The 25863-nt window shown below is 70.9% G+C and carries 26 protein-coding genes; 7 read left to right on the top strand and 19 right to left on the bottom strand.

Translation table 11 applies throughout. The features are described from left to right. Positions 1-168: 168 nt before the first annotated feature. The 4 genes from AC1DUE_RS11675 to fdxA all read right to left on the bottom strand — a co-directional run bounded on the left by AC1DUE_RS11675 (position 169) and on the right by fdxA (position 3516). Entirely contained in the window at positions 169-321 is a 153-nt protein-coding gene (locus AC1DUE_RS11675) for a hypothetical protein (protein WP_477039590.1), read from the bottom strand. A 223-nt stretch (positions 322-544) separates the two neighbouring features. Then, positions 545-1843 carry a citrate synthase gene (locus AC1DUE_RS11670; protein ID WP_477039652.1) on the bottom strand — a complete coding sequence of 433 codons (1299 nt, stop codon included), beginning with the start codon at positions 1841-1843 and terminating at the stop codon, positions 545-547. Between the two features lie 199 nt (positions 1844-2042). After that, positions 2043-3182, bottom strand: a complete 1140-nt coding sequence (dapC, locus tag AC1DUE_RS11665; RefSeq protein WP_477039589.1) for a succinyldiaminopimelate transaminase — start codon at positions 3180-3182, stop codon at positions 2043-2045. A gap of 7 nt (positions 3183-3189) precedes the next feature. After that, a complete protein-coding gene (gene fdxA / locus AC1DUE_RS11660; protein WP_028050935.1) occupies positions 3190-3516 on the bottom strand; it encodes a ferredoxin in 327 nt (108 codons plus the stop codon). A gap of 84 nt (positions 3517-3600) precedes the next feature. Between fdxA and AC1DUE_RS11655 the strand changes: the two genes are divergently transcribed. Beyond that, a complete protein-coding gene (locus AC1DUE_RS11655) occupies positions 3601-3843 on the top strand; it encodes a putative acetyltransferase (protein WP_477039588.1) in 243 nt (80 codons plus the stop codon). Here the strand turns inward: AC1DUE_RS11655 and AC1DUE_RS11650 are convergent. The 9 genes from AC1DUE_RS11650 to AC1DUE_RS11610 all read right to left on the bottom strand — a co-directional run bounded on the left by AC1DUE_RS11650 (position 3840) and on the right by AC1DUE_RS11610 (position 15427). After that, positions 3840-4097 (bottom strand): hypothetical protein, encoded by a 258-nt coding sequence (locus AC1DUE_RS11650; RefSeq protein ID WP_477039587.1) that lies wholly within the window; start codon positions 4095-4097, stop codon positions 3840-3842. The two genes, AC1DUE_RS11655 and AC1DUE_RS11650, sit on opposite strands and share 4 nt — an antisense overlap. A 15-nt stretch (positions 4098-4112) precedes the next feature. Then, positions 4113-4235, bottom strand: coding sequence for a hypothetical protein (locus AC1DUE_RS11645; RefSeq protein WP_477039586.1), 123 nt, complete (start codon positions 4233-4235; stop codon positions 4113-4115). 59 nt (positions 4236-4294) lie between these two features. Next, positions 4295-7543 carry a VanW family protein gene (locus tag AC1DUE_RS11640; protein WP_477039585.1) on the bottom strand — a complete coding sequence of 1083 codons (3249 nt, stop codon included), beginning with the start codon at positions 7541-7543 and terminating at the stop codon, positions 4295-4297. A gap of 221 nt (positions 7544-7764) precedes the next feature. Beyond that, entirely contained in the window at positions 7765-8265 is a 501-nt protein-coding gene (locus AC1DUE_RS11635; protein WP_477039584.1) for a flavin reductase family protein, read from the bottom strand. Next, positions 8262-8693: a DUF6113 family protein gene (locus AC1DUE_RS11630; RefSeq protein WP_477039583.1), complete on the bottom strand. Its 432-nt coding sequence runs from the start codon at positions 8691-8693 to the stop codon at positions 8262-8264. The genes AC1DUE_RS11635 and AC1DUE_RS11630 overlap by 4 nt, the downstream gene beginning before the upstream one ends. 4 nt (positions 8694-8697) lie before the next feature. Next, positions 8698-9570 (bottom strand): PIG-L family deacetylase, encoded by an 873-nt coding sequence (locus AC1DUE_RS11625; RefSeq protein WP_477039582.1) that lies wholly within the window; start codon positions 9568-9570, stop codon positions 8698-8700. Positions 9571-9586: 16 nt separating this feature from the next. After that, complete coding sequence (typA, locus tag AC1DUE_RS11620; RefSeq protein ID WP_477039581.1) at positions 9587-11536, bottom strand: translational GTPase TypA; 1950 nt, start codon at positions 11534-11536, stop codon at positions 9587-9589. 107 nt (positions 11537-11643) lie between these two features. Next, positions 11644-13434, bottom strand: coding sequence for an ABC transporter substrate-binding protein (locus AC1DUE_RS11615; protein ID WP_477039580.1), 1791 nt, complete (start codon positions 13432-13434; stop codon positions 11644-11646). A 127-nt stretch (positions 13435-13561) separates the two neighbouring features. Continuing rightward, complete coding sequence (locus tag AC1DUE_RS11610) at positions 13562-15427, bottom strand: ABC transporter ATP-binding protein (protein WP_477039579.1); 1866 nt, start codon at positions 15425-15427, stop codon at positions 13562-13564. Positions 15428-15508: 81 nt separating this feature from the next. Here AC1DUE_RS11610 and AC1DUE_RS11605 point away from each other — a divergent pair, with 81 nt between their 5' ends. Further along, positions 15509-16090 carry a PH domain-containing protein gene (locus tag AC1DUE_RS11605; protein ID WP_477039578.1) on the top strand — a complete coding sequence of 194 codons (582 nt, stop codon included), beginning with the start codon at positions 15509-15511 and terminating at the stop codon, positions 16088-16090. An 8-nt stretch (positions 16091-16098) separates the two neighbouring features. On the opposite strand, the gene AC1DUE_RS11600 is transcribed toward AC1DUE_RS11605, so the two are convergent. The 3 genes from AC1DUE_RS11600 to AC1DUE_RS11590 all read right to left on the bottom strand — a co-directional run bounded on the left by AC1DUE_RS11600 (position 16099) and on the right by AC1DUE_RS11590 (position 20875). Next, positions 16099-17202: an ABC transporter permease gene (locus AC1DUE_RS11600; protein WP_477039577.1), complete on the bottom strand. Its 1104-nt coding sequence runs from the start codon at positions 17200-17202 to the stop codon at positions 16099-16101. Continuing rightward, on the bottom strand, positions 17199-18725 hold the full coding sequence (locus tag AC1DUE_RS11595) for an ABC transporter permease (protein WP_477039576.1): 1527 nt from the start codon (positions 18723-18725) through the stop codon (positions 17199-17201). The genes AC1DUE_RS11600 and AC1DUE_RS11595 overlap by 4 nt, the downstream gene beginning before the upstream one ends. 281 nt (positions 18726-19006) lie before the next feature. Further along, complete coding sequence (locus AC1DUE_RS11590) at positions 19007-20875, bottom strand: ABC transporter family substrate-binding protein (RefSeq protein WP_477039575.1); 1869 nt, start codon at positions 20873-20875, stop codon at positions 19007-19009. A gap of 399 nt (positions 20876-21274) precedes the next feature. Here AC1DUE_RS11590 and AC1DUE_RS11585 point away from each other — a divergent pair, with 399 nt between their 5' ends. Beyond that, positions 21275-21739: a nitroreductase family deazaflavin-dependent oxidoreductase gene (locus AC1DUE_RS11585; RefSeq protein ID WP_477039574.1), complete on the top strand. Its 465-nt coding sequence runs from the start codon at positions 21275-21277 to the stop codon at positions 21737-21739. Positions 21740-21801: 62 nt separating this feature from the next. Next, a complete protein-coding gene (locus AC1DUE_RS11580) occupies positions 21802-22296 on the top strand; it encodes a GNAT family N-acetyltransferase (protein ID WP_477039573.1) in 495 nt (164 codons plus the stop codon). Between the two features lie 39 nt (positions 22297-22335). Here AC1DUE_RS11580 and AC1DUE_RS11575 read toward each other — a convergent pair whose 3' ends face one another. Continuing rightward, the gene (locus tag AC1DUE_RS11575) at positions 22336-22707 is read right to left on the bottom strand and encodes a CGNR zinc finger domain-containing protein (protein ID WP_477039572.1); all 372 of its coding nucleotides are present in this window, start codon (positions 22705-22707) and stop codon (positions 22336-22338) included. A gap of 239 nt (positions 22708-22946) precedes the next feature. On the opposite strand from AC1DUE_RS11575, the gene AC1DUE_RS11570 reads away from it, so the two are divergent. The 3 genes from AC1DUE_RS11570 (at position 22947) to AC1DUE_RS11560 (ending at position 24694) form a co-directional block, all read left to right on the top strand. Further along, a complete protein-coding gene (locus AC1DUE_RS11570; RefSeq protein ID WP_477039571.1) occupies positions 22947-23615 on the top strand; it encodes a hemerythrin domain-containing protein in 669 nt (222 codons plus the stop codon). Between the two features lie 26 nt (positions 23616-23641). Continuing rightward, entirely contained in the window at positions 23642-24001 is a 360-nt protein-coding gene (locus tag AC1DUE_RS11565) for a DUF952 domain-containing protein (protein ID WP_477039570.1), read from the top strand. An 81-nt stretch (positions 24002-24082) separates the two neighbouring features. Beyond that, a complete protein-coding gene (locus tag AC1DUE_RS11560; protein ID WP_477039569.1) occupies positions 24083-24694 on the top strand; it encodes an LOG family protein in 612 nt (203 codons plus the stop codon). A 31-nt stretch (positions 24695-24725) separates the two neighbouring features. On the opposite strand, the gene AC1DUE_RS11555 is transcribed toward AC1DUE_RS11560, so the two are convergent. Both AC1DUE_RS11555 and AC1DUE_RS11550 read right to left on the bottom strand, forming a co-directional pair. Beyond that, complete coding sequence (locus tag AC1DUE_RS11555) at positions 24726-25445, bottom strand: class I SAM-dependent methyltransferase (protein ID WP_477039568.1); 720 nt, start codon at positions 25443-25445, stop codon at positions 24726-24728. A gap of 52 nt (positions 25446-25497) precedes the next feature. Continuing rightward, positions 25498-25863: response regulator transcription factor (locus AC1DUE_RS11550; protein WP_477039567.1), on the bottom strand; the 366-nt coding region annotated here is incomplete at its 5' end.

Raw genomic sequence — 25863 nt, 5'->3', positions numbered from 1 at the left:
CCCGACCCGGTGCGGACCTAGCCCCTCTTGGGACACGTGGGACTGGAGTGACGGATGAGGCACCTCATGCGTCCCACCAGTCACAAGTGGGGCTAGATCCACACGGCTGGCCGGCTGGCCGGCTGGCCGCGAGCGTCGTCGATGGTCGGGTGTCGTCGTCGGTGGTCGTCATCGGTCGTCGTCGCCGGTCGTCGTCGCCGGTCGTCGTCGTCGTCGATGGTCGTCATCGTCGGTGGTCGTCGTCGGTGGTCGTCGTCGGTGGTCGTCGTCGATGGTCGTCATCGGTCGTCGTCGTCCGTGGTCGTCATCGGTCGTCGTCATCGGTCGTCGTCATCGGTCGTCGGTCGTCGGTCGTCGGTCGTCGGTCGTCGGTCGTCGGTCGTCGGTCGACGGTCGTCGTCGAGCCAGGCACGTCGCGCAGCGTGGTGCCTCGTCGTCGGTGGTGACCATCGTCGTCGTGAACGCCTCCGAGCCGCCCCGACAACGCACAACGTCCGCACTACTTGGGGCTATAGGCCCCACGAGTGCGGACGTTGCGGGTGGGTCAGCGGGCGTCGAGGCCCTGGTAGTCGCGCTCGACGGCGCCCGTGTAGATCTGCCGCGGGCGGCCGATCTTCGTCTGCGGGTCGGTCATCATCTCGCGCCACTGGGCGATCCAGCCGGGCATCCGGCCCAGCGCGAACAGAGGCGTGAACATCTCCTCGGAGAAGCCCATGGCCTTGTAGATGAGGCCCGTGTAGAAGTCGACGTTCGGGTAGAGCTTGCGGCTGATGAAGTACTCGTCGGAGAGAGCGATCTCCTCGAGGCCCATGGCCAGGTCGAGCAGCTCGTCGTTGTGGCCGAGGGCCGACAGGACGGAGTCGGCGCTCTTCTTCACGATCGCCGCGCGCGGGTCGTAGTTCTTGTACACGCGGTGCCCGAAGCCCATGAGGCGGGTCCCGGGCTCCTTGTTCTTCACGCGCTTCATGAACTCGGACGCGTCGCCGCCGTTGGCCTGGATCTCGGTGAGCATCTTGAGGACGGCCTCGTTGGCGCCACCGTGCAGCGGGCCGGACAGCGCGTTGATGCCGGCCGCGACGGACGCGTAGAGGTTGGCGTGGCTGGAACCGACGATGCGGACGGTCGACGTCGAGCAGTTCTGCTCGTGGTCGGCGTGCAGGATGAGGAGCTGGTCCATCGCGGCGACGATCGTCGGGTCGGCCTCGTACTGCTGGTACGGGACCGCGAACGTCATGCGCAGGAAGTCCTCGACGTAGCCGCGCGAGTAGTCCGGGTAGAGCAGCGGCTCGCCCTTGCTGGCGCGGTGCACGTACGACGTGATGGTGCGCGTCTTGGCCAGGATGAGCACCGTCGCCAGCTCGACCGTCTCGGGGTCGAACGGGTCGAGGGACTCCGGGTAGAACGTGGCCAGCGCGTTGATCGCCGACGACATGACGGCCATGGGGTGCGCCTTGCGCGGGAACGTCCCCATGAAGGTGCGGAAGTCCTCGTGCACCAGGGTGTGCCGGTTCACGCGCTCCGTGAACGCGTCCAGCTCGGCCGGCGTCGGCAGCTCGCCGTGGATCAGCAGGTAGGCCACCTCGAGGAACGTCGACTTCTCGGCGAGCTGCTCGATGGGGTACCCGCGGTAGCGCAGGATCCCCTCGTCGCCGTCGATGTAGGTGACCTTCGACTCGCAGGAGGCGGTGTTCATGAACCCCGGGTCGACCGTCACCAGACCGGTGTCCCGCAGGAGCGAGGACACGACGATCCCGTCGTTGCCCTCGGTCGCGGTCACGATGGGCAGGTCCTTGGACTTGCCCTCGACGATCAGCTGTACCGGAGCAGTGGCGACGTCCGACATGGTGTTCCTCTCCTGCGACGGCTCGGCGGCGAGGATGTCCCGCGCGTCCGGACCGTCGTGCTGTGCAGCCGGTTCGGCCTGCCTCTGGCGGCCCACGTTGGCCGTGATCGACGGTACCTGCGCAAGCCGTTCCGTGACCAATCTTCGACGTGGCGTTGGGCCTGTGACGACGATCACAGGACCATCTGATGGCTCTTCGTCAGGCGCCGGCAAGGCGTGCGGCGGCCTCGGCGACGCGCTCGTCGGTCGCGGTCAGTGCCACACGGACGTGACGGGGAGCGCCGTAGAACGCACCCGGCGCGACGAGGATGCCGAGGGACGCGAGGTCGCCGACAGTGGCCCAGCTGTCCTGGTCACCGGCCTCCGGACGCACCCAGAGGTACAGCCCCGCCTGCGAGCCGTCGACGGCATACCCGGCCTGCTCGAGCGCCCCGCGCAGCAGGTTCCTGCGGCGCAGGTAGCGCGACCGCTGCTCGGCCACGTGCGCGTCGTCGGCCAGCGCCGCGGCCGTCGCGGCCTGGACCGGTCCTGGCACGATCATGCCCGCGTGCTTGCGCACCTCGAGCAGCTCGGCGACGAGCACCGGGTCCCCCGCGACGAACGCGGCGCGGTACCCGGCGAGGTTCGACTGCTTGGACAGCGAGTAGACGGCGAGCAGCCCGGTCAGGTCGCCGCCGGTGACGCGAGGGTCGAGCAGGCTCGGGACCCCCAGCGAGACCCAGGGCTCGTCCCAGGCCAGCTCGGCGTAGCACTCGTCGGACGCGACGACGACCGGGCGCCCGTCCCGCGCGGCGGCCGCCCGCGCGGCGTCGACGACCCGCGCGAGCTCGTCGACACCCAGGACCTGGCCGGTCGGGTTGCCGGGCGAGTTCACCCACACCAGCCGGACGCCGCCGTCGGCGAGGCGTGCCGCCGGGTCGTCGGTCGGCTCCGGGGTCGCACCGGCCAGCCGCGCCCCGACGTCGTACGTGGGGTACGCGGCGCCAGGGTGCAGGACGACGTCGCCGGCGCCCAGGCCCAGCAGCGAGGGCAGGAACGCGACGAGCTCCTTGGAGCCGACGGTCGGCAGCACGCCTGCCGGGTCGAGCCCGCGCACACCGCGCCGACGGGCGAACCAGTCGACGACGGCCTGCCGCAGCTCCGGCGTGCCGTGCGTCGTCGGATAGCCGGGAGAGTCGGCCGCGGCCGCCAGCGCCTCCCGCACGAGCTCCGGCGTCGGGTCCACGGGGGTGCCCACCGAGAGGTCGACGATGCCGCCGGGGTACGCGCGGGCGCGCTCCTTGAACGGCGTGAGCGTGTCCCAGGGGAAGTCGGGCAGGGCGCCGGTCAGCAGGCCCATCGAGCGGTCAGTCGCCGTGCACGCGCAGCGGCAGGGTGGCGATGATCGGGTGGTCCTTGTCGATCTCACCCATCTTCGCGGCGCCGCCGGGCGACCCGAGGTCGTCGAAGAACTCGACGTTCGCCTTGTAGTACTCGGTCCACTGCTCCGGGACGTCGTCCTCGTAGTAGATGGCCTCGACGGGGCAGACCGGCTCGCACGCACCGCAGTCGACGCACTCGTCGGGGTGGATGTACAGCGACCGCTTGCCCTCGTAGATGCAGTCCACGGGACATTCCTCGATGCACGCCTTGTCCTTGACATCAACGCAAGGTTCGGCGATCACATACGTCACGGTCGGTCCTCCACAGTGGCCGGGGGTCGCTCCTAGTATCGCTCACATGCCCCGGACCGCGACGCCCTGTCCACGGAGAGCGCTGTGACGGACGCGACGTGGCGGAGCTGGTCGCCGGGCGTCCGCGTCGTCGTCCGACGTCGTCGCGACGACCTGCCGGCGGCCGGCGAGCCGCCCTACACCGACGTCATCGGAGAGGTGCTGGCCGTCGACGACGCCGGGGTTCTCGTCCGGAGCCGGCGCGGCGACATCAGGATCCCGGAGGCCGACATCGTGCTCGCCAAGACGGTGCCCCCTGCGCCAGCTCGTCGACCGGCGCGCTCCTAGTCGTCGAGCAGACCCGACCGGGCGATCGCCGCCTCGAGCGCGGCAGTGAAGTCGCCCACGACCTGGCGCAGCAGGCGCGCCTTGTGCAGCGCGTTGCCGACGTCCTCCGCGTCGTGGCAGTCGAAGTCGAGCGTGACCGACCGGTTGCAGTCGGCGATGGTGAACGTGCCCTCGACCGCGCTCCACGGCTCGCCGTCCTCGCGGTGGCGGCCGGTGCCGGGCTCGTGGGTCAGGACCTTGACCTCCGCGAACACGTGCGCCGTCGTGTTTTACCCCGCGTGGTTCAGGAAGTCACGGACCAGGAACGAGGTGTTCGGCAGCGCCTCGAGGCTCGTACCGCCGCTGGGCGCGGCGGCGAGCCCGAGGAGACGGTCGGGGAGCGTGTCGATCACGGCGCGACGGTAGTGGCGGCCGTGCGAGCGGCGCCAGGACTTTGCGCCGTGCCCGTCGCCTATCCCGCGGGCGCCGGCCCGCAGATGATCTTGTTCTGCGGCTTGTAGCGCCAGGTGTTCGACTCGGTCTTGACCAGCTCGCCGTTCAGCGACGTCTTGCGCGTCACGGTCACGGTGAAGCCGGGGTTGCCCGCGGCGGACGCCTCGCACGTGGGCGACTGCGAGTAGACGGTCGTGGGCTGGACGACGCCCGAGCGCGGGCTCGTGATCGACTCGACGGACCAGTACTTGGTGCTCCACGCCCGCACGTACAGGCGGTTGTCGGCCACCCACGACTGGATGAGCGCGCCGTACGGGGTGTTGTTCTTCCAGCGCATGTCCAGCGTGCCCGTGAAGATCGTCGACTCGCGGCCCTCGGGGTAGCGGGCGAACCACTCGCTGTGCGGCTTGTGCTCGATGTCCTCGTAGCCCGCCAGGAACCCGACGTTGTAGCTGGTGGTGGAGACCTGGCTCAGGCCGCCGCCCCAGGCGTCGGTGTGCTCGCCGCTGACGATCGCGCCGGCCTCGACGAAGCCGTGCGCCGCGTCGATCGGACCGAGCGCCTCGGTGAGGCTGAACGTCTCGCCCGGCTTGACCAGGGTGCCGTTGATCTTGCTCGCGCCGTTCGTGATGTTGATCGTGCGGCGCGGCTCGCTGGTCAGCGGGGTGGAGAACTCCGAGACGATCTCCTTGACGCCCAGCTGCTCGAGCGCGGCGGTCGACTCCGACGGGTCCGACTGCACCAGCTCGACGGTCGCCGAGCGGTTGTCCGAGACCGCCGCACCGGCTACCGCGGTCGCCATCGTCGCGGGGTCCAGCGTGGTGCCCGGGGTGCCCGGCACGATGACGGGGGCGTTGTCGACGAACTCGAAGTGCGCGTCCGCCGACGCCGTCAGAAGGTCGGGCAGCTGCTGGAGCACCGCGGCCGTCAGACCGTCGCCGTTCATCTGCAGGACCAGCTCGCCGTTTGTCGGGACGTAGGCCGAGTTGGCGGCCAGCGTCGCCGCGTCGAGCAGCGCGACCTGCCCGGAGACCATCACCGAGACCGGCGCCGAGGTCACCTTGGCCGCCTCGACCAGCGCCGCGTCCGTCTTCTCCTGCGTGATCGCCGGCGGGACGGTCGTGGTGGGGAGCTTCAACGGCCGGGGCGCGACGAGCCAGTCGCTCGTGATCACCTTCGCCGACTCGACCGGGTCCAGGTCCCAGCCGTCGACGGCGTCCGTGGACTGCGCCGTGGCGTCGACGTACAGGACCGTCCCGTCGACGGGCAGCAGCTGGAGGGCGGTGCCCAGCCCGTCGATCGACGCGGCCAGCTTCGAGGCGTCCACCGCAGTCACCGCGTCCTGCTCGCCGATGCCGACGATGTGGTCCCAGAGCTGCTTCGGGTCGGCCAGGTCCACGCCCGTCAGCTCGTCGACCGTGGCCTGCGCGTCGAACGTCAGACCCGACGTCGTCGGATCGATGGTGGCCTGCACGTCCTGCGCGATCACCGGGATCGGCTGCGTCGTCTCGTCAGCGAGCTCCGTGTCCAGCCGTGCCACCGCCTCCGCCGACTTGAGGCCGCCGATGTCCACGCCCGCGACGCTCGCGCCGCGCGGCACGGTGTCCGCCACGGCGAACGACGCCCCGACGTAGGCCGCACACAGGACCAGCACGATGCCGACGGTGATCAGCACGCGGCGGGGCCACCGACGTCGGCGGTTCTCGGGCTCGAAGACGTCGAACGGTGACGGTGCGCGCTCGCTCGACGGGACCGGTCCCGCGGAGACCGTGCTCGAGGACGCGGCAGCAGCGGCAGTCACGGGCGCGAACCTGCTGGTTGCGGCAGCCGGTGCGGGCTCCGTGGCAGCCGGCGCGGCCGCGGCGACGGGTGTCTCGGCGGCGACCGGCGGCAGGACCTCGGTGGGATCCGGCGTCGGGTCCGCCACCGGCGGAATGACCTCGGTCGGGGGTTCCGGCTGCGGGGCTGCAGGAGGCGTGGGCTCTGCGGCCTGCTCCGGGTTCGCGGCGGTCGGCGGGGTCGGCCTGATGGCCGACGCGAGCGCGGCGCTCGCCAGGGCGGCGAAGGGGTTCGTCTGGACGACGGGTGTCTCGTCCTCAGGAACAACGACGGGCGCCTGCTCGGGCTCGTCGATCGGCTCGGCGACCTCCGCCGCGGCCGACACCCCGTCGGACTCCTGCTCGTCAGACTCCTGCTCGTTGGACGCCCGCTCGTCGGACTCGGTGCCCGGCGCAGGCTCCTCGTCCTCGGACGTGGGGGACTCCGCGGCAGCGTCGTCGGAGGTCGTCTCCTGGGACTCGACTGCGGCCGCCACGACCGCGTCCGTCTCGACGTCAGCCTCAGACTCGGAGCCGGCCTCGACGTCGGCCTCAGACCCGGCCTCGGCCGCGGGTTCGGGCTCGACGGGCTCCGCCGTCTCATCGGCCGCGGCGACCGGCTCGGAGGCGATGTCGTCCGCCGCAGTGGGCGCATCGGGCTCCGCCACGGGCTCGTCCGCGTCAGGCTCGGGCTCGACGATCTCGTCGGCCTCAGGCTCGTCGGCCTCAGGCTCGTCGGCCTCAGGCTCGTCGGCCTCGGACTCGTCGCTCTCGAGCTCGGCAGTCTGGGGCTCGTCGGCTTCGGGCTCGCCGGATTCGGGCTCGTCGGTCCCGGTCGCCTCGGCGGCGGGCTCCGCAGTGTCGGGCTCGGTCGCCTCCGCTTCCGGCTCGTCGGACTCGGCCTCGGCCTCATCGGTCTCGACGACAGCGTCGGCCTCCGACTCAGCGGTCTCCGACGTCGCGGACGCCTCCGACTCAGCGGTCTCCGACGTCGCGGACGCCTCCGACTCAGCGGTCTCCGACGTCGCGGACGCCTCGGACTCAGCGGTCTCCGACGTCGCGGACGCCTCAGACTCCGGCTCGTCGACCTCGTCGACCTCGTCGACCTCGTCGGGCGTGACAGCCACCTCGTCGGATCCGTCGGAGACGTCCTCGGGCTCGGTGGCGTCCACGGACGCGTCCGGCGTGGCCACGGCAACGTCGTCGGCCCCGTCCGGTGCCTGCTCCGGCTCGGGGGCGGGCTCCTCGTCGACGGACGGCCCAGAGTCGTCGGAATCCTCGACGACGGCCGCGGCCTCCGCGGGCTCAGACTCGGGCTCCTGGTCGTCGACGGGAACCGTCGACGCACCGCCCCAGACGGGCCAGACGGTATCCGTAGGCGCACCGGCGCCCGGCGTCGCGCCGCCGTCACCGACCTGTCCGGACTCGTCCTGCTCCGTGCCGTCGCTCATCCCGCTCCCCTGCTGCTCTCCGCGCGTACAACGCGCCCGGGCGAGTCTACGTGGCGGTGCGCGCCATCCCGACGATCCGGCCGCGCGCCGGACAACGATTCACAGCAAGCCGTCGCAGGGCACGGCGCAGCGTCGGTGACACGCCGCTGTCCGAGATCCCGCAGCACCGGACATCTCCGGACACATCGGACGGTCGCACCGCCACGGGCCCGGACTGCCGCTCAGCGCACCGGTCGCACGCGTCCTCGTAGGTGGACCAGACCTCCGGCGCCCGCGTCCCCCTGCGCACCGGAGAGGACGTCGCCGATCACGACGTCGTGGTCGCCCGCGCGGTGGATCGCCGCCGTGCGGCAGTCGAACCACGCCGCGGCGCCGTCCACCCAGACACCACCGGAGAGCGGCGCGGGGCGGTGCGGCACGCGGGCGAGCTGGTCGAACGCGGGCCGGCCGGGCGACGCGAGCCAGTCGGCGGTGTGCGCCTGGTCGTCGGCCAGGATGCTGACCGCCCAGGTGTCCACGTCGTCGAGCGCGTCACGGAAGCGGGCGTCGACGTGCACGCAGAACAGGAGCATCGGCGGTTCGAGGGAGACGGAGGCGACGGCGCTCGCGGTCATCGCGTGCACGGTGTCCCGCCACCGCAGGGTGATCACCGCGACACCGGCGGGCAGCCGGCCGACGGCCGACCGGAAGTCGTCGGACGAGATCCCCGGGACGGCGCTCACTGCGGGGCGTCCGGCTCCCCGGCGACGTGGGCCGTCACGACCGGCGGCCCGGACGGGGCGGGACGAGCAGGGCGCGGGGTGTCGGAGAACCACGCACGCGGCAGCAGCATCGCGACGACCGCGACGGCCACCGAGCCGAGCAGCCAGACCATCCCGAGCTTCTGCCCCGACGGCACGAGGACGTCTCCACCCGGACCCTTCTGCGACAGTGCGAGCACGGTCACGCCCAGACCGACGACGAACCCGATCCAGGCGATCAGCCCGCCGAAGGCCCGGGCGGTCGCAGCGGCGGCCAGCACGAGCGACAGGCACAGGACCAGACCCCACGGCTGCACGCTGCGGTGCATGATCGTGCCGATCACGCCGACGACGATGCCGACGAAGGCGGTCAGGATCGTCTTGCCCAGGGCGGCCGGCGAGAGGTGCACGCGGTCAGGGTATCGGGCGCACGCCGGCCGGCCACGCGACGTCGCCCGCGACGACGAACCGGTACGTCTCGACGGGGAGCAGCGGCGCGAGGACCTGGTTGCTGAGGGCGTAGCGGCCCACGAGTGCCGGGTCGTCGTCGACCGAGGCCACGGCCTGCACCTGCGTCTCGTGGGCACGCAGTGCCGCGAGGACCTCGTCGCGCACCGGCAGCACGTCCACCTCGAGGTCGACCTCGTCGTCGGGCACCGCGACCGAGGGCAGCGGACCGTCGGCGTCCGGGACGCTCAGACCGTCGGAACCCGCGAGGGCGGCGTACCCCGCGCGCAGGGCGCTCTCCGGCTGCACGACGACGAGCAGCACCGGCGCCGGGTCGACGAGCTCGACGGCCCGGCGGGTGACCTCGTAGGTGCGGACGTGGTCGGGATGCCCGTACCCGCCACCCGGTTCGTACGTCACGACGACGGCCGGGCGCCGCTCGCGCAGGACGCCCGCGAGCCGCCGGGCGGCGTCCTCGACGCCCGCGCGGACGAACGCGTGGGGCGGGACCTCGTCGGCGAGCCGCGCCCGCCCGGAGCCCACCCACGCCATGCCGGAGTCCTCGAACCGAGGGTCGGCCGACCCGTCGAGGAACACGTGGTCGTGCACACCGAGCGCGGCCAGGGCGGCCGCGAGCTCGACCGTCCGGTGCGCGGCGAGCGCCGGCCCGTCGCCCTCGAGGTGCGCGAGCGAGGCACCGATGACCTCGCCGCGCTCACCTCGCGTGCAGGTGACGACCGTGGTCGGCAGACCGGCGCGCGCCCAGGTGGCCAGGAGCGCGCCGGTGGCCAGGGACTCGTCGTCGGGGTGCGCGTGCACCGCGACAAGCGCGTCGCCCATCAGCTCAGGAAGACGTTCAGGCGCGCTTCGAGCGGGCCGTGATGCGCGCGCGCTCGGTCTGGTCGAGCACCACCTTGCGGATGCGCACGATCTCCGGCGTCACCTCGACGCACTCGTCCTCGCGGGCGAACTCGAGCGACTCCTCGAGCGTGAGGTTGCGCGGCGGGATGAGGTTCTCGAAGTTGTCGGCCGTCGCGGACCGCATGTTCGTGAGCTTCTTCTCCTTGGTGATGTTCACGTCCATGTCCTCGTTGCGCGAGTTCTCACCGACGATCTGGCCCTCGTAGACCTCCTGCGTCGGCTGGACGAAGAACGAGCCACGCTCCTGCAGGTTGATCATGGCGAACGGCGTGACGGGACCGGAGCGGTCGGCGACGAGCGAGCCGTTGATGCGCGTCTCGATGTTGCCGGCCCACGGCTCGTAGCCCTCGGCGATGGAGGACGCGATGCCGGTGCCGCGGGTGTCCGTCAGGAACCGCGTGCGGAAGCCGATCAGGCCACGCGCCGGCACCAGGAACTCCATGCGGACCCAGCCGGTGCCGTGGTTCGACATGGTCTCCATGCGGCCCTTGCGCTGCGCGAGCAGCTGCGTCACGGCGCCCAGGTACTCCTCGGGGACGTCGATGGTCATGCGCTCGACGGGCTCGTGGATCTTGCCGTCGACCTTCTTGGTCACGACCTGCGGCTTGCCGACGGTCAGCTCGAAGCCCTCGCGACGCATCTGCTCGACCAGGATGGCCAGCGCGAGCTCACCACGGCCCTGGACCTCCCAGGCGTCGGGACGCTCGGTGGGCACGACGCGGAGCGAGACGTTGCCGACGAGCTCCTTGTCGAGGCGGTCCTTGACCTGGCGGGCGGTGACCTTGTGGCCCTTGCCGCCGCGGCCGGCCAGCGGGGACGTGTTGATCCCGATGGTCATGGAGATAGCCGGGTCGTCGACCGTGATCAGGGGCAGCGGGCGCGGGTCGTCCGGGTCCGTCAGCGTCTCGCCGATGGTGATGTTCTCGATGCCGGCGACGGCCACGATGTCGCCGGGGCCGGCCGAGTCGGTGCTGACGCGCTCGAGCGCCTTGGTCTCCAGCAGCTCGGTGATCTTCACGTTCTGCAGCGAGCCGTCGGCGCGGGCCCACGCGACGGTCTGACCCTTGCGGATCGTGCCGTTGAACACGCGCAGCAGGGCGAGGCGGCCGAGGAACGGCGACGCGTCGAGGTTGGTGACGTGCGCCTGCAGCGGCGCGCCCTCGGTGTAGGTGGGCGCCGGGATGCGCTCGAGGATCGTCTTGAAGAGCGGCTCGAGGTTCTCCGCGTCCGGCAGGCCGCCGTCGGCGGGCTGGTTCATCGACGCACGGCCGGCCTTGGCGGCGGCGAACACGACGGGCACGTCGAGGATCGCGTCGAGGTCCAGGTCCGGGACGTCCTCGTGCAGGTCGGAGGCCAAGCCCAGCAGCAGGTCCGTCGCCTCGTGCACGACGTCGGTGATCCGGGCGTCGGGACGGTCGGTCTTGTTGACCACGAGGATCACGGGCAGCTTGGCGATCAGCGCCTTGCGCAGCACGAACCGCGTCTGGGGCAGCGGGCCCTCGGACGCGTCGACGAGCAGAACGACGCCGTCGACCATGGACAGGCCGCGCTCGACCTCGCCACCGAAGTCGGCGTGGCCGGGGGTGTCGATGACGTTGATGGTGATGCCGTCGGGCTGGCCGATCTCCGCCGCCGCGGGACCCGTGTACCGGATCGCCGTGTTCTTGGCGAGGATGGTGATGCCCTTCTCGCGCTCCAGGTCGCCCGAGTCCATCGCGCGCTCGTCCACGTGGGCGTGGGAACCGAACGAGCCGGACTGCCAGAGCATGGCGTCGACGAGCGTGGTCTTGCCGTGGTCGACGTGCGCGACGATGGCGACGTTGCGCAGGTCAGCGCGCACGCTCGTGCCGGCGGATGTCGTCGGCGCAGTCGTGGGCTCAGACATGGGGGAACTCATCTCAGAAGGTGGGGAGCGCGCCGGGTCGTCGGCTGCGCCGGTCAATCCTACCCGCCCGTACGCGTGTACGGGGGTAGAGGTGACCAGACCCACTCTCAGCTGCGCGCCCAACCCCACCACGAGGTCAGGTCCGCGCGGCCGAGCGCGAGCGGTTCGATGTCCGCCAGCTCGGTGCCGTCGGGCAGCGGGCGCTGGGCGACGACGACCGGCTGCTGCGCGATCGAGACGACCGCACCGCCGGTGACCAGGCTCGTCGCGACGGGCTCGAGCGCCGTCGGGACGGCGGCCGGGTCGAGCGTCGCCGCCAGGGTCGCCAGGGCGGCGTCGGTCGCCGGGTCCTTCCAGCCGGTCAGGTTGGCGTAGCCGGCCGACTGCCAGCGGGTGACGAGCGCGTCGACGGGCAGGTCCGACTGCGGCACCGGCACGAGCGCGACGTCCCAGGCCTCGGGTGCGCCCCGCAGGTCCGCCGCCCACGCCTGCACGGCCGTGTAGGGCCGGACCTCGAAGCCCGCCTCGGCGGCGGACTCGGTGATCTTGTCCAGCATCGCGGTGCGCAGCGGGTCCGTCGTGTTGGTCAGCACCCGGACCACGACCGGCTCGGTCACCTTGGCCGCCTCGAGGGCGGTCGTGGCCGCGTCGGCGTCGGCGGCGGCGTCGGGTGCGGCGTCTCCCCCGGCGTCCGGACCGACCTGCGGCAGGACCGCCGTCGACACCTCGGCGTCGGGCCACAGGGGCTTCACCAGGTCGTCGACGATCGCGTCGCGCGGCACGGTGAGCAGGAACGCGGTGCGGACGGCGGCTGCGGTCGCCGCGTCGCCGGCGTAGGTCGCGGGGTCGAACGCGCCCCCGCCCGCCACCTGGAGCTGAAGCTGCAGGGTGCTGTCACCACCCGTGCGGACGGTCGCACCCTCCACGTCGCCGAGGGCGTCCAGCACGTCCGCCGTGTCAGCGGGGGCGATGACATCGATCGACCCGGCGGACAGGGCGCTCACCTCGTCGAGCGGATTCAGGTCGGTGCGCACGACGATGCGGTCGAAGGCGGCGGCGTGGTCGCCCGTGTACTCCTCGTTGCGCACCAGCTCGACACGCTCGCCGGGCACGATCCGGTCGATGACGTACGGACCGTCACTCACGGCGAGGTCGGGGTGCTGGGCCAGGGCGTCGGCGTCGAACTGGGTGCGCCACGTGGCCGAGATCGAGCTCAGCGCCTTCTTGTCCTCGGTCGTGATCGCGGCGGTCACCGCTGCCGCGGCGGCCGTCGGGTCCTCGACTCCGAGCGCCGTCTGGCCGACGACGTGCGCCGGGACGCCGACGTCGAGCGCGACCTGCCAGTCGGCGACGGGCGCCGTGTAGGTGACCGTGACCGTCGCGCCGTCGACCACCGGGGGCTGCTCCGCGTAGATCAGGGCGGGCGACGCGGCCGCGAAGGCCACGCCCGCGGCGAGCGCGTCGTCGTTGGTGACCTCACCGGCGTCGTCGAGCTCCGGGGTCACGTCGTCCAGCTGCCCGCTGCGCGCGGCCCACTCGAGCACCAGGTCGTCGGCCGTGACGGGCACGCCGTCGGACCACGTGGCGTCGTCGGCGATCGTGTACTTCACCGTGAGCGGCGCGTCCGACACCTTCTCGATCGTGCCGAACGACGGGTCCAGCACCGCCGTGCCGTCCTCGTCGAGACTCACGAACCCCGACTGCACCAGCCCGCGGACCAGCGTGCTGCCGGGCGCCCGACCCTGCGCGGTGCCCCCGTTCAACGAGGTGAACGGGGACGCGACGGCGACGACGACCGTGCCGGACCGCTGCGGCGCGGGTGCGGGCTCCGTGCAGCCGGCGAGCGCCACCACAGCGGCGGCGACCACGACGACCGTCAGACCTGAACCACTGCGCACCGCATGCCTCCCACGAGCTCGGACGGGCACCGGCTGCCCCATACGGAGGTATCGGTCACCTTCCGCCGAACATCAACCATGCCGTACGAATCGGTGGAAACTCGGATCAAGCCCGACGAGTCGACGACTAGAAGCCGCGCCCCGTGGTCTGCCCGGGACCCTGGTCGACGATGTCGTGCGCGTCCAGCTCGGCGTTCTCCGAGGCGTTCGCCAGCTCGTCGGCCCGCTCGATCTCGGCACGCTCGAGCTCGTCGCGCTGCTGGTCCAGAAGCGCGTCGCGGGTGAGGCGACGCTCCTGCTGGGCCACCGGGTCCGGCACGGGGACGGCGGCGAGCAGCCGCTGCGTGTACGAGTCCTGCGGGTGGTTGACCACCTGGGCGGTGTCGCCGATCTCCACCAGCCGGCCGTTGTGCATGACGGCGATCCGGTCGGAGAGCATCTCGACGACGGCCAGGTCGTGGCTGATGAACAGGCACGCGAAGCCGTGCTCGCGCTGCAGGTCCTGGAACAGCTCGAGGACCGTGGCCTGCACGGAGACGTCGAGGGCGGAGGTGGGCTCGTCGGCCACCAGGAGCTGCGGCTCGAGCGCCAGCGACCGGGCGATGCCGACGCGCTGCCGCTGACCGCCCGAGAGCTCGTGCGGGTACCGGTTGCGCATGGCGCGCGGCAGCTGCACCTGGTCGAGCAGGCGCTCGACCGCACGCGACATCTCGGGGCCCTTGATTCCACGGTGCAGCAGCAGCGGCTCGCCGATCGACTCACCGATCGGGAGGCGCGGGTTGAGCGAGGAGCCCGGGTCCTGGAAGACGATGCCGACCTTGCTGCGCAGCGGCTTGAGGTCCTTCAGGGTGGCGCCGACCATGTTCTGGCCGACGATCTTCAGCTCGCCCGACGTCACCGGGAGCAGGCCGACGACGGCGCGTCCGATGGTCGTCTTGCCGGAGCCCGACTCGCCGACGAGGCCGACCACCTCGCCGCGGTGCAGCGTCAGGCTGACCCCGTCGACCGCCCGGAAGGCGGGCTGGCGACGACGGCCCGGGTACTCGATGACCATGTCCTTGGCCTCGAGGACCACGTCCTGCGCGTCCTGCGGCACAGCAGTCGGCTCGATGCGGTCGGCCGTCGTGGTGTCCGACGTCTCGGCGGCGAGCGCCTCCGCGCTGCGGCCGAGGTGCGGCACGGCGTCGAGCAGCTTGATCGTGTACGGGTGGGTCGGCGCGTTGAAGATGTCGATCGACGTCCCCTCCTCGACGACGCGACCGTCCTTCATCACGATGATCTTGTCGGCCAGGTCGGCGACGACGCCCATGTCGTGCGTGATCAGCACGATGCCCGAGTCGATGCGCGTGCGCAGGTCGCGCATGAGCTTGAGGATCTCGGCCTGCACCGTGACGTCCAGGGCCGTGGTCGGCTCGTCGGCGATCAGGAGCTTGGGGTCGCACGCGAGCGCCTGGGCGATCATCGCGCGCTGGCGCTGCCCGCCGGACAGCTGGTGGGGGTAGGCGTCGATGCGCCGGTTCGGGTCGGGGATCTCGACCAGGCGGAGCAGCTCGAGCGCGCGCGCCCGGGCCTCCTTGGGGCCGATGTCGAAGTGCGTGCGCAGCGTCTCGATGATCTGGAAGCCGACCGTGTAGACCGGGTTGAGCGCGGTCATCGGCTCCTGGAAGATCACCGCGATCTCGCGTCCGCGGACGTGCCGGAGCTTCTGCGGCGACATCCCGATCAGCTCGCGGTCGCCCAGCTTGGCGCTCCCCTTGGCGCGCCCGTTGGGCGGCAGGAGGCCGAGCAGGGACATCGAGGACTGCGTCTTGCCGGAGCCGGACTCGCCGACGATGGCGAGCACCTCGCCCGGGAAGACGTCGTAGTTCACGCCCGTCGCGGCCGGGAACCACGTTCCGTCGACGTAGAAGTCGACGCCGAGGTCACGGACGGTGAGCACGGGCGTCCCGGTCGGAGCTGCTGCCGGGACGGCGTCGGAGATGTCGAGAGCCACGCTGGTTCCTTACTGGCCGAGGACGAGGTGCGCGATGGACGGGGTCGCCGTCGTCGAGCGCCGGTCTGGGAGCATGGACGGATGGGTGCCACGCAGGAGTTCAGTTCGACGTACGGCCGCTGGCTGACCGGCGGTGCGGCGCTCGCCGCGGTGATCGCCCTGGTCAGCGTGCTGGCCGCCGACGGAGTGAGCGAGAGCCTGCAGCTCGTGCCGCTCATGGCGCTCGTCGTGCTCGTGGTCTGGGCGCTCTTCTGGCGACCGGCCGTCGTGGTGTCCGACGGCGAGGTCGTGGTGCGCAACGTGCTGGCGACCGTGCGCATCCCGTGGCCCGCATACCGCGGCGTCACCGTGAAGTACTCGCTCGTCGTGCACACCACCGGCGCCGACGTGACCGCGTGGGCGGCTCCCCGCTCGAGCGGGACCGCACAGCGGATGCGCCGCCGTCGCCCGACCGAGGGCCCGCTCGGCCCTGGCCGGCACAACGCGAACGCCGACCGGGTGGCCGACGCGATCGTCGAGCGCCAGGCCGCCCTGAAGGACGCCGGCTTCCTCAAGGACGCCGAGGCCGCCGTCGCGGCGGGTGTGGTCCCGCAGCGCCGCTGGCACTGGGCGCTCGTCGGCGGCGTGCTGGTGCTCGCCGTCGCGTCGTTCGCCCTGCTCTGAGCGCGCGGTCATCCCCCGGACATCCCGGCATTCGGGCCCTGCACCTGCGGCGGCACGCCAGGCGTTCCCTGCGTCGGGGACTGACCGGCGGCGAACTGCGCGCGGGCCATCTTGCGCTCGGACGGGATCCGCTTCTGCCGCGGGTCGAACGCGTCGCGCAGACCGTCGCCGATGAAGTTGATCGTCAGGGCGATGATCACGATGAACAGACCCGGCCACCAGAACAGCCACGGACGAGTCGCGAACGCCTCCTGGTACTGGCTGATGAGAAGCCCGAGCGACGTCGCCGGCGCCTTGATGCCGACGCCGAGGTAGGAGAGCGCGGTCTCGAGGAGGATCGCGGAGCTCATCAGCAGCGTCGTGTTGACGATGATGACGCCGATCGCGTTCGGCAGCATGTGCTTGAACATGATCCGGCTGTTGCTCGCACCGGCCACGCGGGCGGCGTCGACGAACTCCCGCTCCCGCAGGGTCAGGAAGTCGCCGCGCACGAGGCGGGCCAGGGTCGTCCAGGTGATGAGCCCGAGGAACGCGCCGAAGATCAGCGGGTTGTTGCCGCCGGCGAGCTGGCCGAGCACCGCGCCGATGACGATGACCGGCATCGTGATGACGAGGTCCGTCAGGCGCATCAGCAGGTTGTCGGTGCGGCCGCGCATGAAGCCTGCGAGCGCCCCGACGACGATGCCGACGACCGTCGCGACGAAGCCGACCGTGGCCGTGATGACGAGCGACGTCTGCGTGCCCTGCATGACGCGCGCGAACACGTCGCGGCCGATCTCGTCCTGACCGAACGGGTGCAGGCCCCAGTGGAACCAGATGCCCGCGTCGCCGCCGAGCCAGACCGGCAGCTGGATGGTCGGGTGACCACCGTCGATGATCACGCGGTTGGGCAGGTTGGGCCGCCAGATCCACCAGCCGTCCCAGCCGAAGACGCCGACCGACGTGAACGCCAGCAGCACGACGAACGCCAGCACGACGACGGCGATCATGGCGCCGCGGTGGCGCAGGAAGCGCCGACGGACGATCTGGCTCTGCGAGAGGCCCGCGACCTCGCGCAGCTCGATCGAGTTCTCGACGGAGTCCTCCGGAGGAAGCTGTTCGACGGTGCTCATGCGTTCACCCGGATCCTGGGGTCGAGGCCTGCGTAGATGAGGTCGGCGACGATGTTCGCGATGATCGCGAGCGCCGCGACGATCAGCAGGTACGCCATGACGGGGTCGATCTCGGCGTGCTGCAGCGACGCCAGGAAGAGCGTGCCCATGCCGGGTCGGGCGAACACCTTCTCGGTGATGATCGCGCCACCGAGCAGGGTGATGACGTCGATCGGGACGACGGTCGCCAGCGGGATCAGCGAGTTGCGGAACCCGTGCCGCATGATCACCGTCCGCTCGGGGATGCCCTTGGACCGGGCCGTGCGGATGTAGTCCTGGCTCATCACCTCGAGCATGCTCGAGCGCGAGTAGCGGGTGTAGGCCGCGAAGCCGATGAGCAGGAGCGCGATCGTCGGCAGCAGGAGGTGGGTGAACGAGTCGAGCGTCTGCACCCAGAAGTTGCCACCGAGGTTCGGCGTGCTGTTGCCGATGGTCGGGATCGGGCGCCCGCTGATGGCCGGTGCGTTGTAGTACGCCGGCCAGACGCGCATGACCTGGTTCGCGAAGAGCATCGACGCGACGACCACTGCCGTCAGCGCGGCCGTCCGGGCGGACACGCCGCGGTCGGGGCCGCCCCACGCGTAGCCGACGCCGACGCCGACCGCGATGGTGACGAGCAGCAGGCCGAACATCATCAGCCAGGACTCCTGCACGGACCGGAAGAAGATCTGCAGCGGCAGGTAGAGCACCAGGCCGATGACGACGGTGGTCAGCGAGGCAGCGAGCGCTCGGCGGTTCTTCAGGCCGGTGGACAGGGTCGTGATGGCGAAGGCGCTCGCGGTACCGAGGACCGCCAGGAGCACCGGGTTGATGCTCGGCGTGGTCCACCAGTCCGTGATCTGCAGGAAGGCGAACGTCGCGAACGTCGAGGCGAAGCCGAGTCCGAAGGTGACGCCCCGGCGGCGCGTGTCGCCACCCACGGCGAGGCTCCACAGGAGTCCCGCGAGCACGGCGACCACGGTGATGGCGACCCACGAGACCACCGGGTCCGCGAGGAAGTCGTTGAAGCCGATGGCGCCCCACTGCTTGAGCAGCACCGCGACCCAGAACGCGGGCAGCGAGTACAGGAGGAACGACACGAAGATGATGAGGTAGTCGAACGAGCTGTACTGCCGCAGCGCGCTGACGATGCCGACGGCGACGCCGAAGATGATCGCCAGGAACGTCGCCGCGGTGACGAGCTGGATGGTCGACGCGACCGCGCCCTGCAGGAGCTCGGAGACGGGCTGGCCGCTGACCCACGCGACGCCGAGGTCGCCGTGCAGCACGTCGCCGAGCCACTTGAAGTAGCGGATGACGACGCCGGTGTTCAGGTCGAGGAGATCGATCCGCTCGGAGATCAGCTCGGCCTTGTTCGGCGCGTTCGACTGGCGCAGGTCGTAGAACGGGTCCATCGACGCGTAGACCAAGAGGTACATGGCGAACGTGGAGACGAAGAGCGTCGCCAGTCCGGCCAGGAGACGTCGCCACAGGAACGAGAGCATGAAGAGTGGTACCTCACGGTTGAGGACGTTTACGCACCAGCCGGCAAAGTCTACGCGGCAGTGGTCGCAGAGGGCCGCTCGAACGTCCTGGTGGGGCGGGCGAGCAGGTGATGCGGCGCCGACGGCATCCGGTGCAGGGGCACCGTTGCCCGGCTGCAGTGCCGTAGGACGCGGGTAGCGCGCGTCGGGCGCTTGGCTCTTTCACGCACACGGTGAGGGCGGCGGGACCTTGATGGTCCCCCCGCCCTCACGCGGTGTGTCATGTCATGCGGTGACGAAGGTCAGCTCGTGGCCCCGTCGGTCGGCGACGTGGCCGTCGCCTTCCAGTCCCAGAACCCGTAGAAGATCGTCGGGTTGATGGAGATCGGCGCGGGACCCGAGAGCTTGTCCTCGTTCCAGGCGTGGATGCCGGGGAACTGGAAGATCGTGGTCCCGAACGCGTCGGCCCAGAGCTGCTTCTCGACGTCCAGCTGAAGCTGCGCCTGCTCCTTCGGGTCGATCGAGACGGCGAGCTGGTCGAAGAGACCGTCGACCGTCGAGTTGCTGTAGTGGCCGTAGTTGTTGATGCCACCGGTGCGGTAGTTCGCGTCCGACTCCGTCACAGCGGTGGACTCGGACTGCCAGCCGAACAGCGAGGCGTCGTACTGGTCCTGCTGCGTGGACAGCTTGGTGCCCCACTCGGTGGCGGGCGCCGAGGCGTCGACCATCGTGAAGCCGGCCGCCGTGGCGGTGTCGCTGATGAGAGCGAACTCGTTCACGCGGCGCGGGTTGTCACCGTTGAAGGCGAACCGGACCGGGATCGGCGTGGTGATGCCGGCGTCGGCCAGGATCTGCTTGGCCTTGTCGACGTCCGCGTCCAGCGGGTAGGCGTCCGACCCGTTGTTGGCGACCATGTCGGCGTAGTTCGGCGAACCGGGCAGGTCGATGAACGAGTTGCGGACCTCGGCCTTGGGGTTCAGCGGGACGATCAGGTTGTCGACGATCGTCTGACGCGGGATCGCCGTGAGGAACGCCTGGCGGACCGCGAGGGCCTTCGAGGCGTCGCCACCGTAGGTGGCCGGGTCGAACGGACCCTTGTTGTCGAAGACGAGGTCGACGTGCTCGTAGGTGCCCTCGATCGCGTTGTCGACCTTGACGCCGTCGAGCGCCTCGAGCGCCGTCAGCACGTCGGCGGACGCCTGCGGGCCGATGAGGTCGACCTCACCGTTCTGCAGCGCCTGGACCTGGCCCATCGGGTCGTCGATGTAGCGGACCGTGATGGTGTCGGGGCCACCCGCGTGGTCACCCTTGTACTTCGGGTTGCGCTCGAGCGTCAGGTACTGGTTCTCGACGAACTCCGAGATCACGTACGGGCCGTCGGCGACGAGGAGCGACTTGTCGTCCGGGAGCTTGGTGAACTCGGTGCCGCTGTTCCACCACTTGGCGAGAGGCTTGAGCTTCTCGACGTCCTTGTCCTGGATCGCCTTGACCATGGCGTCGGTGGCCTCGGTCGGGTCGTCGATCGCGAGCGCGTGCATCGCTGCCACGTGCGCGGGGACGGTCGGACCGGTGAAGTTGAGCTCCCAGTCACCGAACGGCTTGTCGTAGACGTAGGTGATCGACTTGTTGTCGTCGGAGATCTCGGGGGTCTTGGTGACGAAGGACGCACCGGGCGTCACGCCGTCGAAGTAGACGCCGGCCGTGTAGTCGGTGGTGTCGTTGCCCTCTTCGTCCGTGGTGCCCTCGATCGTGTTGAGCGCACCGGAGGTGCCGGCCCAACCGAGCAGGAGGTCCGCGGCGGTGACGGGCGTGCCGTCCGACCAGGTCGCGTCGTCGCTGAGCGTGTACTTGACCGTCAGCGGGTCGTCCGACGTCTTCTCGTACGTGCCGAAGCCCTCGTTCTTCTGGAGCTTGAGGTCCGGGTCGTAGAAGTTGAACGTCTCGTTCGTGAGGTAGGTGATGACGGCGTTCTGGGTCGCGTTGCCGTTCGACGAGTCCGTGTTCGTCTCGAACAGCGGGGACTCCCAGGCGACGTTGACCGCGGTCTCCTGGTTGATCCCGGCGTCGTCGCCGTTGTCGTCGCTGCCGTTGTCACCGCTGCTGCACGCAGCAAGCGCGAGAAGGCTCAGCGAGGCGACCGCAGCGGTCGCGGCCTTCCGTGTGATCTTCAATGTTCCTCCTGAAACGGTGGTGGGTCTGCCTAGTCACGCGGGCGTCGATGGTCACGACGCACAGGAGCACAGATCCCGCCGGGGGTTGGCGACACGTTAGTCAAGCCCCAACGGACAAATCGGACAGGTGGCCGCAGAACTGATGATCGTTACGCGATTGATACTGGCCGGTACGTCCACGATGTGAGATCGTCACCCCGCGGAAACACCACGGTTACCTGTCCGAAGCACGTCCGGACGGGTGTCACCCCAGCTAAATCACTGACGTTGCGTTGCGGATCTGCTATAGACCGCGATCGCGGTGTAGGCACCGCTGTGAAGTCGCCGTGTCGCGGGACTTCGCTTTCCACCGTACTCCGGGACGCGACGCGCAGCCCGCTGAGCAGGGACAATCGCCCGATGAGCATCAGTTCCGTGATCCACCGACTGGGTCGCACGCGTTGGTTCGCTCGTGCCGGCAAGGCCACCTCCGGCCTCGATCGCCGCCTGCAGAAGGCGACGCGCGGCCGTCTGAGCACCCTGGGACGGCCGAGCATCCCGCAGCTGATCCTCACGACGACCGGCCGCAAGTCCGGTCAGCCGCGCGAGGCCGTGCTCGCCTACGCCGTCGACGGGGACGGCTGGGTCCTGATCGGGTCGAACTGGGGCCAGGAGCACCACCCGGCCTGGTCGGGCAACCTGCTCGCGAACCCGTCGGCGAGCGTGACCATCGCCGGCCTCACCACCCCCGTCACGGCGTCCCTGACGTCCGACGACGAACGCGCCCGCCTGCTGCCGGCGCTCCTGGCCGTCTGGCCCGCGTACGAGACCTACGCCTCGCGGGTCGACCGCGAGCTCCGCGTCTTCCGCCTCGCACCGGCCTGACCCGTGCCGTTCTCGCCGGCCCTCGGCTCGCACCCTCGCGGGCGGCCAGGCAGGCTCGCCCGATGGACGTCCGCAGCCTGACCCGTGCCGACGAGGCGTCGGCGGTGCGTGCGCACGAGCAGCTGGTCGGCGAGGGTTTCGAGTTCCTGCTCGGCTGGTCGCCCGGAACGGACTGGCCGGCCTACCTCGACAGGCTCGAGCGCGAGCGCGCCGGCATCGACCTGGCCGACGGCCGCGTCCCCGCCACGTTCCTCGTCGCGGTCGTCGACGACGAGGTCGTCGGGCGGGTGTCGGTGCGGCACGAGCTCAACGACTTCCTGGCGCGCGTGGGCGGGCACATCGGCTACGCGGTGGTGCCGTCCGCGCGTGGGCGCGGCTACGCGACCGCGATGCCGCGGCACGGCCTCGGCGTGCTCGCGCCCCTGGGCGTGACCCGGGCACTGGTCACGTGCGACGACGACAACGGCGCCTCTGCAACGGTCATCGAACGCTGCGGCGGCCACCTCGAGGACGTCGTGGACGGCAAGCGCCGCTACTGGGTGCCGACCAGGACCTGATCCGCGCGCTGCGCTCCCGTGACGAGGCCCGTGCCGGGGTCAGCCGGCGGATCCGGTGCGCGCGCGGCGGCGGTAGGCGCGGGCCTTCATGACCTCGCCGCACTCGTTCATCGAGCACCAGCGGCCCGAGCGGTTGCGCGAGCTGTCGTAGTAGATCCACTGGCAGTCGGGGTTCGCGCACGCCTTGAGGCGGACCCACTCCCCCGACGCCTGCGCGCGGTGGACGTCGGCGAGCAGGGCAGCGACGGTCGGGTCGACACCGGCCGGGGTGAGGTTCGAAGCCCCCTCGGCGAACGCGACGACGAGCGGGTTCGCGGCCGCGATCGGGGCGAGGTTGGTCGCGTCGCCGCTGGTCAGGTAGGTGCGCAGCGCATCGCGCAGCGCGAGCAGCGGCACCGGGCCGCCGGCCAACCGCTCGACCCCGTGGAACCGGTCGTCGGTGTTCAGGAGCGCGCGGACGCGCTCGAGCCCGTCGGGTGCGACACCCGGCTCGGAGCCGAGCGTGACCCACGCCAGCAGCGGATCGGTAGGAACGGTTCACCCCTCGTCTCGTCGGCAGCGCCCTTGACGTCGGGCGCGAGTCGCCACGATAGTCATCACCAGCGTACCTGTTTTACTGGTGACGCATGGGACCGACGAACGAGAGAGCGATGACTGCCACCACCACCGAGAAGCTCGGCTGCGACACCTCCGACATGCTCCACATCCACGCCCTGTTCCGCCGGGCGTTCACCGACGTGCCCGGGCTGGTCCGCGGCGTGCCGGACGGCGACCTGGAGCGGATGCGGGCCGTCGCCGGGCACACCCGCGAGGTCGCCGCGGCCCTGCACAACCACCACGAGGGCGAGGACCAGCTGCTCTGGGACAAGCTCGAGGAGCGCGCCCCGGCCTGCGCGCTGCACGTCGGCCTGATGCGCAGCCAGCACGCGACGACCGCCGCCCAGCTCGAACGGCTCGATGTCTTGATGCCGACGTGGGAGATCGCCGCCGACGCCGTCGCGCGCGACCACGTCGCCGACCTGCTCGACGAGATCCGCACCACCCTGCTCACCCACCTCGGCCAGGAGGAGACCCAGATCCTGCCGACCGCGGCGAGCGTCATGTCGCAGCGCGAGTGGAGCCTGCTGCACGAGCACGGGATGGCGTCGATCCCCAAGGACAAGCTGCTCCTGCAGCTGGGCTGGATCCTGGAGGTCGTGCCCGCCGACGAACGCCCCGCGTGGCTCCGGGCGAACCTCCCCGCGCCCGCACGGCTGGCGTGGAGGCTCGTCGGGAAGCGGCAGTTCGCGGCGCACCGCGCACGCATCTACGGCGACTGACGAGCACCCCCGGTAGCGTCCGAGAGGTGGAGATCCTGCACGTCACCCGCCGGTCGGACTGGGACGCGGCCGTCGCCGCCGGCAGCTACCGGTGGTCGACGAAGGGCCGGACCTACGAGGAGGTCGGGTTCATCCACGCCTCGTCGCGAGCCCAGCTGCCCGGCGTCGCCGCGTTCGTGTTCGCCGACGACGTCGACGAGCTCTGTGTCCTGCTCCTGGAGACCGGCACGATCACCGCCGCCGGGACCGAGGTCCGCTACGAGGACGGCGGGAACGGCGAGCTCTACCCGCACGTCTACGGTCCGATCGACCCGGCGTGGGTGGTCGACGTGGTGCCTGCGCACATGCGGCCCGACGGCACGTTCTCCTGGGGCGTGGCGCGCTGAGCGCGCAGTAACGCGATCGAAACAGCCCGTCGGTAGTGTCCTGCACCCGTCGCCACGGCGACACGACTGGCAGGAGTCCCCATGGCCCCCGACCGGTTCACGCTCACGGTCTTCTGCGGCTCGGCCTCCGGCTCGGACCCGCTCTACCCCGCGACGGCCCGCGCCGTGGGAGCCGCGATCGCGCGGCACGGCATGAACATGGTCTACGGCGGCGGGCACGTCGGGCTCATGGGTGCGGTAGCCGATGCGGCGAGAGCCGCCGGTGCGCACGTCACCGGGGTCATCCCCCGCGCGCTGCAGGCCAGGGAGGCCGTGCACCACGGCCTCAGCGAGCTTGTCCTCGTCGACAGCATGCACGAGCGCAAGACGATCATGTCCGACCGCGCGGACGCGTTCCTCGCGCTGCCCGGCGGGCCCGGGACGCTCGAGGAGCTCACCGAGCAGTGGACGTGGGCGCAGCTGGGCATCCACGAGAAGCCGTCCGGCATCCTCAACGTGGACGGGTACTTCGACCCGCTGCTGGCGTTCGTCGGAAACATGCGCGACCGGGGGTTCACGCACCCGCGATACACGGACATGCTCGTCGTGAGCGACGAGATCGACGACGCCCTCGAGCGGCTGCGCGACTACGTCCCGCCCGAGCGGGTCGCCGCGTCGCCCGGTGCGGAGATGAGCGAACCGCTGCGCGCCTAGACCGCTGCTGCGCTACTCGTCGGGCGCGCGATCAGGCTGCGGCTCTCCTCTGTCGCGCGACGAAGACCAGCTCCTTGCCGGGCCGGTCGGGTGCGTCGCGGACGTCCTCGACGTGGAAGCCCGCGTCGCGCAAGGACGCCTCGACCTGCTCGCGTGTGCGGAACCGCAGCGTGGAGTCCGAGACGATCGTCGTCCCGTCGTCGTGGAAGACGTTGGTCCAGCGGAAGCTCACGAGGTCGCCGGTGACGTCCGTGAGGTCGCACCAGGTCTCGACGACGCCGACGCCCGCGATGTCCTTGGTCTCGTGCGTCTGCTCGCGGGTCCACCCCGTCCACGCCCGCCGCGACGGCTCCCGCACCTCGAAGACGAGCCACGTGGCGACACTGCGGATGGCGGCCAGCGTCGCCGACCACTCCTCGTCCGTGATGAACACCTGCGCGACGTTGGCGGTCATGGTCACCAGGTCGACCTGGTCAGTGACCGTCTGCGCGTCGCCGTGGACCCACCGGACGCGGTCGCTCTTGCCGCGTGCGACGTCGAGCGACGCCGACGCCGGGTCCACGCCGATGACGTCCAGACCCCTGCTCGCCAGCATCGTCGCGAACGTGCCCGTGCCGCAGCCGAGGTCGAGAACGCTGCGCGCGCCGAGCTCCTCGACGATCGCGACGTACGCGTCGAGGTCGCTGCGGTCGCCGTCGAAGTCGTCGTAGATCGCAGCGAGACGTGGGTCGTCGAAGATCGGGTCGGGCATCGACCGAACGTAGCCAGCACGGATCGACCCGGCGAACGGATTCTCCTCGACCTCAGGGCCCGCCGCGCCAGTGGTCGATGCGGCGGTGGTCGGGCAGGAAGCCGTGCTCGACGCCCCACAGCACCGCCTGCGTCCGGCTCTCCACGCCGATCTTCCCGTAGGCGGAGCGGATGTAGGACTTCACCGTGTTCGGGCTCAGGTAGGTGAGCGCGGCGACGTCGGCATTGCTCTTTCCTTGCGTGATCAGCGCGAGGATCTCGGCCTCCCGGTCGGTCAGCCCCTCCCCGCGCCCGGGCCAGTCCAGCCCGCTCGCCGGACGCGCGCGGCCCGGGACCTCGCTGATCACCACCTCACCGGCGTGCACCGCCTCCAGGGCCGCGACGAGCTCACGCGCGGGCAGCGCCTTGGACAGGTACCC

This window comes from Cellulomonas sp. P4_A2 (assembly GCF_056402515.1).
This window is presented reverse-complemented; position numbering and strand designations above follow the sequence as displayed.

Bases quoted from the DNA above. Each gene is read 5' to 3' on its own strand.
- AC1DUE_RS11675 (WP_477039590.1), bottom strand. From the start codon at position 321: ATGACGACGACCGATGACGACCACGGACGACGACGACCGATGACGACC.
- AC1DUE_RS11670 (WP_477039652.1), bottom strand. From the start codon at position 1,843: ATGTCGGACGTCGCCACTGCTCCGGTACAGCTGATCGTCGAGGGCAAG.
- dapC (WP_477039589.1), bottom strand. From the start codon at position 3,182: ATGGGCCTGCTGACCGGCGCCCTGCCCGACTTCCCCTGGGACACGCTC.
- AC1DUE_RS11640 (WP_477039585.1), bottom strand. From the start codon at position 7,543: ATGAGCGACGGCACGGAGCAGGACGAGTCCGGACAGGTCGGTGACGGC.
- AC1DUE_RS11625 (WP_477039582.1), bottom strand. From the start codon at position 9,570: ATGGGCGACGCGCTTGTCGCGGTGCACGCGCACCCCGACGACGAGTCC.
- typA (WP_477039581.1), bottom strand. From the start codon at position 11,536: ATGTCTGAGCCCACGACTGCGCCGACGACATCCGCCGGCACGAGCGTG.
- AC1DUE_RS11605 (WP_477039578.1), top strand. From the start codon at position 15,509: ATGGGTGCCACGCAGGAGTTCAGTTCGACGTACGGCCGCTGGCTGACC.
- AC1DUE_RS11600 (WP_477039577.1), bottom strand. From the start codon at position 17,202: ATGAGCACCGTCGAACAGCTTCCTCCGGAGGACTCCGTCGAGAACTCG.
- AC1DUE_RS11595 (WP_477039576.1), bottom strand. From the start codon at position 18,725: ATGCTCTCGTTCCTGTGGCGACGTCTCCTGGCCGGACTGGCGACGCTC.
- AC1DUE_RS11585 (WP_477039574.1), top strand. From the start codon at position 21,275: ATGAGCATCAGTTCCGTGATCCACCGACTGGGTCGCACGCGTTGGTTC.
- AC1DUE_RS11580 (WP_477039573.1), top strand. From the start codon at position 21,802: ATGGACGTCCGCAGCCTGACCCGTGCCGACGAGGCGTCGGCGGTGCGT.
- AC1DUE_RS11570 (WP_477039571.1), top strand. From the start codon at position 22,947: ATGACTGCCACCACCACCGAGAAGCTCGGCTGCGACACCTCCGACATG.
- AC1DUE_RS11560 (WP_477039569.1), top strand. From the start codon at position 24,083: ATGGCCCCCGACCGGTTCACGCTCACGGTCTTCTGCGGCTCGGCCTCC.
- AC1DUE_RS11555 (WP_477039568.1), bottom strand. From the start codon at position 25,445: ATGCCCGACCCGATCTTCGACGACCCACGTCTCGCTGCGATCTACGAC.